Raw genomic sequence first — 12,735 nt, forward strand, 5'->3', positions numbered from 1 at the left:
CCTCAGCGCATCAGGGCACGGCGCGCCAGCAGGCTGAGCGCGTCCACCGCCGCCACCATCAGCAACATGGCGGCCAGGATGGTGGCCGTCTTGCCCATGTGGAACAGGCCCATGTGAAAGGCCAGCAACTGGCCCAGGCCACCCGCCCCCACCACGCCCAGCACAGCGGCAGCGCGGATGTTGTTCTCCCAGCGGTACAGGGTGTAGCTCAGCCACTGGGGCAGCACCTGGGGCAGGCTGGCATAGGCCAGCACCTGCACGCGCCCCACGCCCTGCTGGCGCAGCGCCTCGGCCGGGCCTGTCGGTGCGTTCTCCAGCGCCTCGGCAAACAGGCGGCCCAGCACCCCCAGGGTGTGGCAGGCCAGGGCCAGGGTGCCGGCAAACGGCCCCAGGCCGGCAGAAATCAACAGCAGCGTGGCCCAGACCAGTTCAGGGATGGAGCGCAGGGCATTGAGCAACCAGCGCGTCGGCGTGCGCAGCCAGGCCCGCTCCCCCGCTTGCATGCGGCTTGCCGGCAGCGCCAGCAGCAGGCCGCCAAGCGCGGCCAGCCCGGTGCCCAGCAAGGACATGGCCAGGGTCTCCCAACTGGCCACCAGCACCTGGCGCAGCAGGCCGGGTGACAGATCGGGCGGGTAGAACTCGCCCAGGAACCGGCCCATGCTGTGCAGTGCCTCCAGCGACAGGAACTGCTGCCACTGCAGATCCAGCGAGGCCGCACTGGCCACCACCAGCGCCAGCACCCCGGCGGCAAACCACAGACCGGGCCGACGCCAGGGCGCCGGGGCCCGCAGACCAGAAGGCAGGGCGGGCTTCATCCGAGCAGCTTTCTGAGGCCGGCACTGACCCGGTCGGCCAGGGCCACAAGGGCCATGAACACCAGCAGCATGCTGGCCACCTCGGCGCCATTGAACATCTTCATCGAGTTGTCGAGCTGCTGCCCCAGGCCCCCGGCACCGACAAAGCCCAACACCACCGAAGACCGGATGGCACACTCCCAGCGGTAGACGGTGTAAGAGCTGAGCTCGGCCGCGCAGGTGGGCAACAACGCATGGAAGAAGGCCTGCAGGCGGCCCGCGCCATTGCGCAGCAGGGACTGGGCCGCGTGCTGCTCGCCACTTTCCAGGATTTCGCCATAGACCTTGCCCAACATGCCCGCGTAGGTGAGCGCGATGGCCAGCACACCGGCGGTGGGCCCCAGGCCGACCACCCGCACAAACACCAGGGCCCAGACCAGTTCAGGCACGCTGCGCAGCACAATCAAGAGCGCACGCACAAGCTGGCGCGCCCAGAACGGCCCCCGGGCCATGCGGCCGGACAAGGCCGACACCGACAAGGCCGCGGTCGACAGCAAGGTGAGCGGCACCGCCAGCAACCAGCCCAGCGCCACCCCGACCGTGGCCATGGCCACCGTGCGCCAGGACTCGCGCGCCAGCATCGTCAGAAACTCGGCCCCACCCGCCAAGGGCCAGAAGCTGGCCAGAAAGCGACCGCTGAAGGCCAGCGAGTCGGGCTGCAGCAGGATCCAGGGCTTGAATTCGGTGGCCTGCAGCAAGGGCCACAGCAGCACCAGCACCACGGCGCAAGCGGCCAGGCGCTGCCGCCAGGCCGGGTCGCGCTGCGGGGGCAGGCGTGCCGCCGGGTTCAACGACACGACAGCCCCACCGGCTCCACCAGGGCCTCGGCACCCAGGCCTGGGGCTGGCGGCACCTCGCCACGCAGTTCATGCTCGTGCTGGGCATACAGCTGGGCCAGCCGCTGCGCGCTCACCTCGGCCGCCGGCAGGTCGAACACCAGGCGCCCTTCGCGCAGGCCCACGATGCGCGCAAAGCAGGCCAGGGCCACCTCCACCTGGTGCAGCGAAGCCACCAGGGTGATGTCCCGCTCACGGGCCACCCGCTGCAGGGTGGCCATGGCCTGCCGGGCCCGGGTGGGGTCCAGGGCCGACAGGGGTTCATCCACCAGCCACAGCGAGGCCGGCGCCAGCAGCGCACGGGCCAGGCCCACACGCTGGCGTTCGCCACCCGACAGGCGATCCACCCGCTCGAACAGCTTGTCGCCCAGATCGAAGTGCTCCAGGGCCTCAAAAGCCGCCGGCAGGTCGCTGGGGTGGAACAGGGAGGCCAGGCTGGCCAGCAGCCCCATGGCCGGCAGACGCCCGGCCAGCACCGAGGTGACCACGCGTTGGCGGGGCGGCAGCGGTGGCACCTGGGGCGCCAGGAACAGACGGCCGCGCAGCTGCTGCAGGCGCCCCCGTGGCAGTCCCCAGGGGTCAAGCCCGTCCAGCCTCAGCACCCCGCTCGAGGGCGGCAGAGCACAGGCCATCACCTGCAGCAAGCTGGTCTTGCCAGCGCCTGAGGGCCCGATCACAGCCACCTGCTCTCCGGGCTGGAGGCGCAGACTCACCCCGGCCAGCGCGGCCCGCGCGCCTGCGCGTGCCGCCGGGTGCTGGGCACCGACCTGGTCGAGCTCAAGCATCAGACCCAAGGGCGGCTCCGATCAGAGCAGACCGGCGCTGCGCGCGGCCGCTTCGATGCTCTTGTAGTTCTCGACCTTGGTCGGGATGAAACGGGTGGCGCGCTGCAACTCCAGCACCTCTTTGCCCTCAGGCGTGTTCTTGTTGAGCGCCAGAAAGGCCTGGGTGATCTTGTCGCGCAAGGCCGCCGGCATGTCGGCATGCACCGACCAGTTGTAGTCGTAATACGGCGGCGTGGTGTAGAAGACCTGCACCTTGCTGGTGTCGACTTTCTTGTCGGCGACGAACTTGTCCCACACCGAGATGTTGAGGGCACCGGCCTGCACCTTGCCCGAGGCCACGGCGGCGATGGTGGCGTCGTGGGCGCCGCTGTAGGCCACGCGGCGGAAATCCTGCTCGGGGTTGAGGCCGGCCTGCAACAGAAAGCTGCGCGGCATCAGGTGACCCGAGGTGCTGCTTTGCGAGCCGAAGCTCACATCCTTGCCCTTGAGGTCGGCCAGCGACTTGATGGCCGGGTCGGCACTGATGAAGACCGACTTGAACTTTTCGTCTTCTTCACGCTGCACCAGCGGGATGATCTTGCCGTTGGAGCGCACCTGCGCCTGCACGAAGGTGAAACCGCCGAACCAGGCCATGTCCACCTTCTTGTTGACCAGGGCCTCCACCGAGGCCGCGTAGTCGGTGACCGGCGTGTACTCCACCTTGACCGCCAGCTTGGCTTCCAGGTACTTCATCAGGGGGCCGGCCTTGCGGGCCAGCTCGGTGGGCGACTCGTCGGGAATGGCGGTCACACGCAGCACCTGCTGGGCCTGGCTCAGGGGGGCGAGGCTCAGCAGTGCGCCCGCCAGCAGGGTGCGCAAGGCAGTGGCGCGGGTGACGGAATGGGCTGTGAAAGGGGTGAACAGAGGCATGCAAAGTCCTTGCAGATCGGGATGGCCGGCAGATTACACCGAAAGATGGGCCCGTCCAGAGGAAGGGCAACGGCTATTCAGCCTTTTGGATGCAGCAGCGGGGCCGCATTTTTTTCGCGCGCGTCAGGCAGCCCCAGCACCAGAAAACAGCTGTCGCAGCGCGCATAGGCCACGGGATCGCTCAAGGGCCAGGCCAGGTGTTTGTCCTTGGTGCGGGCGCCACAGTAGACCGCCTCATCGATTTCGCTCAGCCCAGTCTGCCTGCAACGGGGGCAGATCAGCTTGGACAGGTCGATGTTGAATGCAGCAGCTTTGTTCGGCATGGCAGTCCGGAAATCCGTGGGCAGGCGACAGGGTCGCGTGTGAAATGGTGCACCGATCCGACAAAACGGGATCAGGCAGGCCCCTGCACTGCATCTTGAATCAAATGCTGCACCGCAGCAACCCTCCAGTTGTCCGACCTGCGAAATAGTTGACGATGCGGCACAGCGCGCCCGTTCAAACCTCCATTCATGCCGTTTTTGTTCGTCATTCGGACCATGCCACCCCCCCTGCTGTTGCTCAGCGGTCAAACGGTGGCACCGAGCGGATGGGGCACCGTATGATGGCAAAAAGCACCACGCCACCATGTCCGAAGCCACGGCGACGCCCACCCCTCGCAATGCCCCGCTCACCCCCTCCATTCTGATGCGGGGTTTCACCGGCTCGCGCTTGAGTTGGATGGTGGCCCTGTCGGTGCTCGCACTGCTGTCCATCGGCTGGGTCGTGGTGGTGCTGACGCTGGATCTGAAAGCCCGCGATGCCGTGGCAGCCGAAGTGCGACAGAACACCAACCTGGCCCGCGTCCTGCAGGAACAAACGGTGCGCGTGCTGGCGTCGGTCGACCAAGCCACCCTGCGCATGCGCGATGCCGCGGTGGCGGGAGAACTGACGCCGGCCGACTATGGGCGCATTGCCAACGAAACCGGCTTGGTGCCGCAAATCCTGACCCAGCTGTCGCTGGTTGACGCCCAAGGTCGCTTCGTGGGCAGCAACATCGACCCGACCGGTGAGAAGACCGGACACGTGGACCTGTCCTCACGTGAGCATGTGCAGGTTCACCTGGCCTCCGACAAAGTGCCCGATGCATCTCGACAAATGAGCCTCGATGGCCTTTTCATCGGCAAGCCCGTGCTGGGCAAGGTGTCCAACAAATGGACCATCCAGCTGTCACGCAAGATCGAGCGCAGTGACGGCCGGATCCTGGGGGTGGTCGTGGCCTCACTCAATCCGGCCTACTTTGAGCAATCGTACGGCGAGGTCAATCTGGGGCCCCAAGGCGGCGTCACCTTGCTGGGCAACGACCGCAGCGTCCGTGCCCGGGTGATCGGCGGTACGCCGACCGGCATGGGCACCACCCTGTCGAACAACTCGACCATGGCGCGCCTGCCTCAGAACGAGCGGGCGGGCTGGTCCATTGTCACCAGCAACATCGACAAGATCGAACGTGTGGCCGCCTACCACCGGGTGGCCGACTACCCCTTGCGGGTGTATGTGCTGACCAGCACCGAGGGCGCCTTGAGCGACTGGCGCAGCCTGCGCAATGTGGCCGTGACGCTGATGAGCCTGCTGACCCTCGCCTCGCTGGTCGGTGCGGGGGTGTTTCTGCGCGGTCTGCGCCAGTTGGAAAACAAGAACCACGCGCTGCAGATCAGCGAGGCCCAGGCCCAATCGGCCAGCCGGGCCAAGAGCGAGTTCCTGGCCGCCGTCTCGCACGAGTTGCGCACCCCCTTGACCAGCATCCGCGGCTTTGCCGAACTGATGGAGATGCGCCTGGAGCAGCCCCGCTTCAAGGAGCAGGCGCGCATGATCCGCAAGGCGGCCGAGCACCTCAACGAGTTGCTCACCGAAATCCTGGACCTGGCCAAGGTCGAAGCCGGAGCCATGCCCGTCACCCCCGAGGCCGTGGCCTTGACCGAGCTGCTGCAATCCACACTGGATTTCTTCAGTGTCACCGCAGCCCAGAAATCCTTGGATCTGAAATTGCAGCTGGCCCCCAGCACCCCACAGACGCTGCTGTGCGATGGACTGCGACTCAAGCAGATCCTGAACAACCTGTTGTCCAACGCGCTCAAGTTCACCCAGCAAGGCAGCGTGACCATCGAGGTGGATGGCAGTGACGACATGGTGAGCTTCCACGTGGTGGACACCGGCCCCGGCATCGCGCCCGAACTGCATGACACCATCTTCGAACGCTTCCGCCAGGGCAATGACCGCGTCAGCTACGAGCACGGCGGCACAGGCCTGGGCCTGTCGCTGTCGCGCGCGCTGGCCGGCCTGATGGGCGGCACGTTGACCGTGCAATCCAGCCCCGGCCAGGGGGCCCGCTTCACCCTCAGCCTGCCGCGCCCGGCCCTCCCCCAGACAGCGGCCTGAAACACGGCTGACCGGCCTGGCGCCTCGTCATGGCGCCGTCATGCGCTGCCCGAAGAATGGCGCTCGTGATGGCCAACAGCAACTCCATGCAAGCATTCGAACGGCAACTCGCCAGCGCGGGCTGGCGGCCCGGTTTGCCGCCTGCGCACGCAGGGGCCCCGGCACGGCCCGAACCCTCGGCCGCGCGGGTGGCCCAGGATGGCTTTGCCGCAAGCGCCCAACACCCGGGCCTGCTGTTCTTCCATGCCGGCCCCTTCAATGCCGATCTGGCCCAGGCGGCTGCCCAACGGCTGCGCCAGCGCCTCGACGAGCTGGATGCGCCCCGACACGCCAAGGAGCGCCTGCTTCGCGTGTTCAGCGCCCTGGCGCGCCACCTGGCCAGGCCGGGGCCTGATGCGGCAGAGCCCCAGGGGCGCATCGCCGTGGGCGGTCTGGGCGAGCATTTCTGGGTTCTTTGCAGCCGGCGCCTGCCCTCGGACCAAGTGGCACGGGTGCGCGCCCGACTGGACACCCTGCGCCTGCTGAGCGCCGACGAACTTGCCGTGCTCAACCCCAGCGAGCACCGGTTCGACACCCTGAGCGAAGTGGCCGGTGCGCCAGACGAACCAGGGCCTGAAGAGGGCGACTCAGGCTGGTTGCAGGTGGCCTGCAACAGCTCGGCCCCGATCGAATACGGTTTCTCGAGGCCGCTGCCCGATGGCGGCGCCCAGCTTCACGTGCGCGCCTGGATCTGACCCCCCTGCGCAAGCGTCACTCGGCGAGTCGGCTCACCTGCTGGTGCAGATCAAGCGCCCAGTTGCGGCGGTCTCGCCCCAGGGCGTGCTGCAGCTCGCCATAGTGCACCACCGCCACGATGGGCTCGCTGGTCAGCGTGCGCCACAGCGAGCCGACCAGGGTGTCGTCGCCCACATAGCAAGGCGCCAGCGAACGCTGACCACCGGCTGCGGTGACAAATTTCAGCGCCACCGGTTGCACCGGCGCCGCAGCCGACACCGCGGCCTGCAGCAAATTGGCATGGAAGGGCAGCACCTGCAGGCCGTCCCCGGTGGTGCCCTCGGGAAACACGGCCAGCACGTCGCCCCGCTTCAGGCTGTCGCTCATGTCGTGCACCACCCGCATGGCGTCGCGGCGGGAGGCACGCTCGATGAACAAGGTGCCGGCCGCCGAGGCCAAAGCACCGATCAGGGGCCAGCGCCGCACCTCGGATTTGGACACGAAGCGGCAATGCCGGCTGGCGTGCAGCACCACGATGTCGAGCCAGGAGATGTGGTTGGACACCAGCAAGGCCGGCCCCAGGGGGACCGGTGTGCCCCGCACCTGCAGCGCAATGCCCAGCACCTGGAGCAAACGGCTGGCCCAGGCCTGCACCTGCATTTCGCGCTGCTCGGTGCCCAGGCGTGGAAAGCGCAGCAGCACCGTGTGCAGGCCCGCCAGCACATGCAGCAGCACGCGCAACAGGCGCCAGACAGCCTGCGGCGCCCGCAGCCAACGGCCCCGGGCACCCGCCTGACGGTGGGCGGAGAGGGTCATAGCGCCGTAGAGCCCCGACTGACGCGGCGCCTCAGGCGCGCTCGAAGGCCACCTGGCCGCCCACCACCGTGTAGCGCACCTGGCCCGGCATGGCCGTGCCGGTCAGCTCATAGGCGAAGGGGGTGTGCTTGCCCTGGCTGCGCAGCGCCTGCGGCAGCACCTGCCACACGGCTTCGGGGTCAAACACGCACAGGTCGGCCACGCCACCTTCGATCACCTGGCCCACGCTGGCCTGCAAGGTGCCCAACGCCGAGCCCAGCACCTGGGCCGGGTCGCGCGTCAGCACCGACAGCGCGCGCGGCAGGCTCAAGCCGAGGTCCTGGCCCCACTTGAGGGCCAGGCTGAGCAGCAGCTCGAAGCCGGTGGCACCGGGCTCGCTCTCGGCAAACGGCAGGGTCTTGGCGTCTTCGTCGACCGGGTTGTGGTCGGACACCAGGGCATCGATGGTGCCATCGGCCAGTGCTTCGCGCAGGGCGTCGCGGTCGCGCTGCTGGCGCAGCGGCGGCGTGAGGCGGGCGCGGCTGTCGAAGAAGCCGATGTCGGCATCGATCAGGTGCAGCGAGTTGATGCTCACGTCGCAGCTCACGGGCAGGCCCTCGGCCTTGGCCTGGCGCACCAGGGCCACGCCGGCGGCGCTGCTCAGGCGGCACAGGTGGACCCGGGCACGGGTGCTGCGCTGCAGCTCGAAAATGGTGTGCAGGGCGATGGTTTCGGCGGCCACCGGCACGCCGCTCAGGCCCAGGCGGGTGGCCAGGGGGCCGCTGGCGGCCACGCCCTTGCCCAGGTACAGCTCTTGCGGGCGCAGCCAGACGGTGTAGCCGAAGGTGCTGGCGTATTGCAGGGCGCGCTGCAGCACCTGGGTGCTGACCAGGGGCACCTCGGCCTGGCCGAAGCCGATGCAGCCGGCCTCGGTGAGCTCGGCCATCTCGGTCAGCACTTCGCCGGCCAGGTTGCGGGTCAGTGCCCCCAGCGGGAACAGGCGCGACTGGTGCAGCTTCTCGGCACGGAACTTGAGCATCTCGACCAGACCGGGCTCATCGAGCACCGGGTCGGTGTCGGGCAGGCAGACCACGCTGGTCACGCCGCCGGCCACGGCCGCCGCCATTTCGGATTCGAGCATGCCCTCGTGCTCGTGGCCAGGCTCGCGCAGGCGCGCCGCCAGGTCCACCAGACCCGGGGCCACCACCAGACCGGTGGCATCGATCACGCGCTGCGGCGTGAACTCGCCCCGCAGGGCGCCAATCGACACGATGCGGCCCGCGGCCACGGCCACGTCGGCCACTTCGTCACGGCCCGAGGCCGGGTCGATCACACGGCCGTTCTTGATCAGCAGATTCATGGTGTTGCTCTCCCTCAGGCCTCGTTGCCGGCCACGATGCTCATCACGGCCATGCGGACCGCGATGCCGAAAGTGACCTGGGGCAGGATCACCGATTGCTTGCCGTCCACCACGGCCGAGTCGATCTCGACGCCGCGGTTGATCGGGCCCGGGTGCATCACGATGGCATCGGGCTTGGCCAGCTGCAGCTTTTCCTCGGTCAGGCCGAAGCTCTTGAAGAACTCCTGGCTGGAGGGCAGCAGCGCGCCGCTCATGCGTTCGTTCTGCAGGCGCAGCATGATCACCACGTCGCAGTCCTTGATGCCCTCTTCGAGGGTGTGGAACACCTTCACGCCCATCTGCGCCATGTCGCTGGGCACCAGGGTCTTGGGGCCCACCACGCGCACCTCGGCACAGCCCAGGGTGGTCAGGCCGTGGATGTCGGAGCGTGCCACCCGCGAGTGCAGCACGTCGCCCACGATGGCCACCGTGAGGTTGGAGAAATCCTTCTTGTAGTGGCGGATGGTGAACATGTCGAGCAGCCCCTGGGTGGGGTGCGCATGGCGGCCATCGCCGGCATTGATCACGTGCACATGGGGGGCCACGTGTTGGGCGATGAGGTAGGGCGCGCCCGACTCGCTGTGCCGCACCACGAACAGGTCGGCTGCCATGGCCGACAGGTTGGCAATGGTGTCGAGCAGCGACTCGCCCTTGGAGGCCGAGGAGCGCGCGATGTCGAGGTTGATCACGTCGGCCGACAGCCGCTTGGCCGCGATCTCGAAGGTGGTGCGGGTGCGGGTGCTGTTCTCGAAGAACAGGTTGAACACGCTCTTGCCGCGCAGCAGGGGCACTTTCTTGACCTCGCGGTCGCTGACGCTGACAAAGTTGGCCGCCGTGTCCAGGATGTGGGTCACGATGTCCTTGGGCAGGCCTTCGATGGAGAGCAGGTGGATCAGCTCGCCGTTCTTGTTGAGTTGGGGGTTTCGTTTGTGGAGCATGGCAATTCCCGGTGGTTCAGGCGACATCTCAGGCTTGTTCGACGTGGAAGCTGAAGCCACCGGCCTCGCTGCGTGCCAGCGCCAGCGTGCTGGCTGCCGGCAGGGCGACTCGGGCCGCCGCGTAGTCGGCCTGGATGGGCAGCTGACGCCCGCCCCGGTCCACCAGCACGGCCAGGCGCACGCTGGCCGGGCGGCCGTAGTCGAACAGCTCGTTGATCACGGCGCGCAGGGTGCGGCCGGTGTAGAGCACGTCGTCGAGCAGCAGGATGTCGGCGCCATTGACGTCGAAGGGCAGCAGGGTCTGGCCGGCCGAACTCAGGCCGCGCTGGGCAAAGTCGTCGCGGTGCAGGGCCGATGAGATCACGCCCGGCGCGCCGGGCAGGCCCAGCTCTTTTTGCAGGCGCTCGACCAGCCAGGCGCCGCCCGAGGTGATGCCCACCAGGCGGGTTTCAGGCCCCATCAGGGAACGGACACCGCGCACCAGCTCGCGGTAAAGTGCTTCGGCATCCAGGACCAGGCTTCCGGTGGAACTCAAGGCAGACTCCTCAAAAACTGTTCAAGAATGATGCACGCCGAGGCCGCATCGGCATCGGCGGCACCCAGGGAATGGGCTTCGGTGGTGCTGTAGCGCTCGTCCACCTCGAACACCTGCAGGCCGTAACGGCCCTTGAGCTGGCGCGCGAAACGGCGCGCCTTGATGGTGTTCTCGTGTTCGGCGCCGTCGGGGTGGAAGGGCACGCCCACCACCAGGGCGTCGGGCTGCCACTCGGCCAGCACCTTGGCGATCGCCTCGAAGCGGCGGTCGCCTTCGGCGGCAATGGTCTTTTGCGGCGTGGCCGACCGGGTGAACCGATTGCCCACCGCCACCCCGGTGCGCTTGGCACCGTAGTCAAAAGCCAGAAACGATTGGAACTGGGCAGGAACCGCTGGAACGCCGGGGCGGTCAGCAGTGCTCATGCGTGCCCCGCCTCAGGCGACAGCATCCAGGCCTGCAGGCCCAGCAAGGCCAGGGCCTGGTCGTAACGCTGTTCGATGGGGGTGTCGAAGATCACGCGGCTGTCGGCGTCGACCGTGAGCCAGCTGTTTTCAGCCAGCTCGGATTCGAGCTGGCCACCGCTCCAGGACGAATAGCCCAGGGTGACGATGACCCGGCGCGGGCCGGCGCCGGTGGCCAGCGCCTCCAGCACATCGCGCGAGGTGGTCATTTCGAGCCCCCCGGGGATGGTCATGGTGGAGGCGTAGGCCGACTGGTCGCCCTCGGGCGTGTCGGCCACCATGGCGTCGTGCAGCACGAAGCCGCGTTCGGTCTGGACCGGGCCGCCTTGCAGCACCGGGGCGTCGGACAGGTCGGACCGACGCAAAGACAGATCGACCTTGTCAAACAAGGCCTTGAGTGAAAGATCGCTGGGTTTGTTGATGATGAGGCCCAGCGCGCCGCGCTCGCTGTGCTCGCACAGGTAAACCACACTGCGCGCAAAAGCCTCATCCTCCAGCCCGGGCATGGCGATCAGGAAATGATTCGTCAGGTTGATGGGGGCAGAATCAGAAGGCATCCCGCGATTTTAACGGTCCCTATGCCCAAGCCTTACCCGATCGGTCTTTTCTGGTTCCGGCGCGACCTGCGCGCCCACGACAACGCAGGCCTGCACCAGGCCCTGAGGCAGTGCGAACAGGTGCACACGGTGTTCGTGCTGGACACCGACATTCTTGACCCCTTGCCGCGCCAGGACCGACGCGTGGACTTCATCGTGCAGAGCCTGGCCCAGCTCGACGAGGCCTTGCGTGCCCTGGCCGGGCGGGCCGCTGCCGGCCTGATCGTGCTGCACGGCCCGGCCCGGCATGAGGTGCCGGCCCTGGCCCGGCGCCTGGGTGCCCAGGCAGTGTTCACCAACCACGACGACGAGCCCGCCGCCCTGCAGCGCGACAGCGAGGTGCGCACCGCCCTGAGCCGCCAGGGCCTGGCTTTCCACACCGCCAAGGACCAGGTGATCTTCGAGCGCCGCGAGGTGCTGACCCAGACCGGCTCGGTGTACGGCGTGTTCACGCCCTACAAGAACGCCTGGCTCAAAAAAATCACGCCCTTCTACCTGAAGGGCTACCCGGTGGAACGCCACGCCAGCGCCCTGGCCGAGCGGCCGGAAGGCTTGCGCGAAGCACCGCCCAGCCTGGAGGCCATCGGCTTTCAGCCCACCAACCTGGGCAGCCTGCGCCTGCCGGTGGGCCTGGCCGGCGCCCGCGCCCTGCTGGACGACTTCCGGCCCCGGCTGGAGGCCTACCAGCGCACGCGCGATTTCCCGGCCCTCAAAGGGCCCAGCTACCTGAGCACGCACCTGCGCTTCGGCACCGTGTCGATCCGTGAGCTGGCCGCCCTGGCGCACCAGGCCAGCCACCGCGACCCGGCCGACACGGGGGCCGCCACCTGGCTGAGCGAGCTGATCTGGCGCGACTTCTACATGCAGATCCTGGCCAACCACCCGGGGGTGGTGACGAACAGCTTCAAGCCCGAGTACGACGCCATCGAATGGGAACAGGGCCCGCAGGCCGAGGCCTGGTTCCAGGCCTGGTGCGAGGGCCGCACCGGCTACCCGCTGGTGGACGCGGCCATGGCCCAGCTCAACCAGACCGGCTACATGCACAACCGGCTGCGCATGGTGGTGGCGAGCTTTCTGGTCAAGGACCTGGGCATCGACTGGCGCCGCGGCGAGGCCTATTTTGCGCAGCAGCTCAATGACTTTGACTTGGCGGCCAACAACGGGGGTTGGCAATGGGCCAGCTCCAGCGGCTGCGATGCCCAGCCCTACTTCCGCATCTTCAACCCGGTGAGTCAGAGCGAGAAGTTCGATGCCGAGGGCCGCTTCATCCGGCGCTACCTGCCGCAGCTGGCGGGCTTGCAGGGCGCCGCCCTGCATGCGCCCTGGCAGGCCCGCCCCATCGACCTGCAGGCCGCCGGCCTGCGCCTGGGGGCGGACTACCCGCTGCCCATCGTACAGCACGACGAGGCGCGCCAGCGCACGCTGGCGCGTTACGCGGTGGTCAAGAAAACGCCCTGAGCCCGGTTCATCGCGATGAGGCGGATGCCTCACGCGCTCA

The 12,735-nt window shown here is 68.0% G+C and carries 14 protein-coding genes; 3 read left to right on the top strand and 11 right to left on the bottom strand.

Annotated elements, in window-relative coordinates; genetic code table 11:
• Positions 1-2: 2 nt before the first annotated feature.
• The 5 genes from phnE to F624_RS0125000 all read right to left on the bottom strand — a co-directional run bounded on the left by phnE (position 3) and on the right by F624_RS0125000 (position 3,707).
• A complete protein-coding gene (phnE, locus tag F624_RS0124980; protein ID WP_019577113.1) occupies positions 3-815 on the bottom strand; it encodes a phosphonate ABC transporter, permease protein PhnE in 813 nt (270 codons plus the stop codon).
• Entirely contained in the window at positions 812-1,645 is an 834-nt protein-coding gene (locus tag F624_RS0124985; RefSeq protein WP_019577114.1) for a PhnE/PtxC family ABC transporter permease, read from the bottom strand. The genes phnE and F624_RS0124985 overlap by 4 nt, the downstream gene beginning before the upstream one ends.
• Positions 1,642-2,478, bottom strand: a complete 837-nt coding sequence (locus tag F624_RS0124990) for a phosphonate ABC transporter ATP-binding protein (protein WP_031256214.1) — start codon at positions 2,476-2,478, stop codon at positions 1,642-1,644. Before F624_RS0124990 ends, F624_RS0124985 begins: the two co-directional genes overlap by 4 nt.
• 18 nt (positions 2,479-2,496) lie before the next feature.
• A complete protein-coding gene (locus F624_RS0124995) occupies positions 2,497-3,384 on the bottom strand; it encodes a putative selenate ABC transporter substrate-binding protein (RefSeq protein WP_019577116.1) in 888 nt (295 codons plus the stop codon).
• Between the two features lie 77 nt (positions 3,385-3,461).
• Entirely contained in the window at positions 3,462-3,707 is a 246-nt protein-coding gene (locus F624_RS0125000) for a hypothetical protein (protein ID WP_019577117.1), read from the bottom strand.
• Positions 3,708-4,011: 304 nt separating this feature from the next.
• Between F624_RS0125000 and F624_RS0125005 the strand changes: the two genes are divergently transcribed.
• On the top strand, positions 4,012-5,799 hold the full coding sequence (locus F624_RS0125005) for a sensor histidine kinase (RefSeq protein WP_019577118.1): 1,788 nt from the start codon (positions 4,012-4,014) through the stop codon (positions 5,797-5,799).
• 86 nt (positions 5,800-5,885) lie between these two features.
• Positions 5,886-6,533, top strand: a complete 648-nt coding sequence (locus F624_RS0125010) for a DUF6272 family protein (RefSeq protein ID WP_157443631.1) — start codon at positions 5,886-5,888, stop codon at positions 6,531-6,533.
• 16 nt (positions 6,534-6,549) lie between these two features.
• Here F624_RS0125010 and F624_RS0125015 read toward each other — a convergent pair whose 3' ends face one another.
• The 6 genes from F624_RS0125015 to F624_RS0125040 are packed head-to-tail and all read right to left on the bottom strand — an operon-like array spanning position 6,550 to position 11,198.
• The gene (locus F624_RS0125015; protein WP_019577120.1) at positions 6,550-7,329 is read right to left on the bottom strand and encodes a lysophospholipid acyltransferase family protein; all 780 of its coding nucleotides are present in this window, start codon (positions 7,327-7,329) and stop codon (positions 6,550-6,552) included.
• Positions 7,330-7,360: 31 nt separating this feature from the next.
• The gene (locus F624_RS0125020; RefSeq protein ID WP_019577121.1) at positions 7,361-8,668 is read right to left on the bottom strand and encodes a dihydroorotase; all 1,308 of its coding nucleotides are present in this window, start codon (positions 8,666-8,668) and stop codon (positions 7,361-7,363) included.
• A 14-nt stretch (positions 8,669-8,682) separates the two neighbouring features.
• Entirely contained in the window at positions 8,683-9,645 is a 963-nt protein-coding gene (locus F624_RS0125025; RefSeq protein ID WP_019577122.1) for an aspartate carbamoyltransferase catalytic subunit, read from the bottom strand.
• Positions 9,646-9,673: 28 nt separating this feature from the next.
• Complete coding sequence (pyrR, locus tag F624_RS0125030; RefSeq protein WP_019577123.1) at positions 9,674-10,180, bottom strand: bifunctional pyr operon transcriptional regulator/uracil phosphoribosyltransferase PyrR; 507 nt, start codon at positions 10,178-10,180, stop codon at positions 9,674-9,676.
• Entirely contained in the window at positions 10,177-10,602 is a 426-nt protein-coding gene (gene ruvX / locus F624_RS0125035) for a Holliday junction resolvase RuvX (RefSeq protein WP_019577124.1), read from the bottom strand. The genes pyrR and ruvX overlap by 4 nt, the downstream gene beginning before the upstream one ends.
• Positions 10,599-11,198, bottom strand: coding sequence for a YqgE/AlgH family protein (locus F624_RS0125040; protein WP_019577125.1), 600 nt, complete (start codon positions 11,196-11,198; stop codon positions 10,599-10,601). Before F624_RS0125040 ends, ruvX begins: the two co-directional genes overlap by 4 nt.
• A gap of 21 nt (positions 11,199-11,219) precedes the next feature.
• On the opposite strand from F624_RS0125040, the gene F624_RS0125045 reads away from it, so the two are divergent.
• Positions 11,220-12,695, top strand: coding sequence for a cryptochrome/photolyase family protein (locus tag F624_RS0125045; RefSeq protein WP_019577126.1), 1,476 nt, complete (start codon positions 11,220-11,222; stop codon positions 12,693-12,695).
• Positions 12,696-12,735 lie beyond the last annotated feature (40 nt).

The sequence above is a fragment of the Curvibacter lanceolatus ATCC 14669 genome (assembly GCF_000381265.1).
GTDB lineage: Bacteria > Pseudomonadota > Gammaproteobacteria > Burkholderiales > Burkholderiaceae_C > Curvibacter > Curvibacter lanceolatus.